1 protein-coding gene is annotated in these 870 nt (G+C 77.1%); it reads right to left on the reverse strand.

All coding sequences use genetic code 11. The annotated features are described in order from the left end of the window. On the reverse strand, positions 1–870 hold an 870-nt coding region (locus tag RH94_RS42990; protein WP_234425681.1), incomplete at both ends, for a tetratricopeptide repeat-containing protein.

Raw genomic sequence — 870 nt, forward strand, 5'->3', positions numbered from 1 at the left:
CCACCTGCCGGTACTCGGTGAGCGCGTCGACCCAGCGGCCGAGCCAGCCGAGGCTCACGGCGACCTCGCGGCGGCTGACCAGGGTGTCGGGGTGGTCGGGGCCGAGGACGCGCGCACGGATCGCGCACACGTCGCGGGACTCGGCCAGTGCCTCCTCCCAGCGGCCGAGGCGCCCGAGGTTGACGCCGAGGCCGTGGCGGGCGCGCAGGGTCTCGGGGTGGTCCGGGCCCTGCACGCGGGTGCGGTCCGCGACCAGACCGCGGTAGAGCCGGAGCGCCTCCGCGCCGCGGCCGAGCCGGCCCAGGCTGATGCCGGCCTCGTGGCGGGCGGCGAGGGTGTCGGGGTGGTCGGCGCCGAGCGCCCGGGCACGGTCGGCGGCGACCTCGCGGTAGGTCTGCAGGGCCTCGGCCCAGCGGCCCGACTGCCCCAGCAGGTAGGCGACTTCGTAACGGGTGACCAGGGTGTCGGGGTGCCGGGGGCCGAGCACCCGGGCACGGTCGGCGGCGACCTGGCAGGCCATGCGGTAGGAGTCGTCCAGGCGGCCGAGCCGGCTGAGGCTGAAGGCGAGGTTGTGGCGGCAGCGCAGGGTGTCGGGGTGGTCCGGGCCCATGGTGCGCTCGCGGGCGGCCAGCACCGCCGCATAGACCTGGTGCGCGTCGAGGTGACGGCCCAACCGGCCCAGCACGTACGCCATTTCCTGGCGCGCGGCGAGCGTGTCCGGGTGGTCGGCGCCCAGCACCCGGATGCGGGCCGCGGTCACCTGCTTGTACGCGCGCAGCGCGTCGGCGGCGTGCCCGGTGCGGCTGAGGGCGAACGCCGCTTCGTAGCGGCTGGCGAGGGTGTCGGGGTGGTCGGGGCCGAGGAGGCGGG

This window comes from Streptomyces kebangsaanensis (genome assembly GCF_001906585.1).
Lineage (GTDB): Bacteria > Actinomycetota > Actinomycetes > Streptomycetales > Streptomycetaceae > Streptomyces > Streptomyces kebangsaanensis.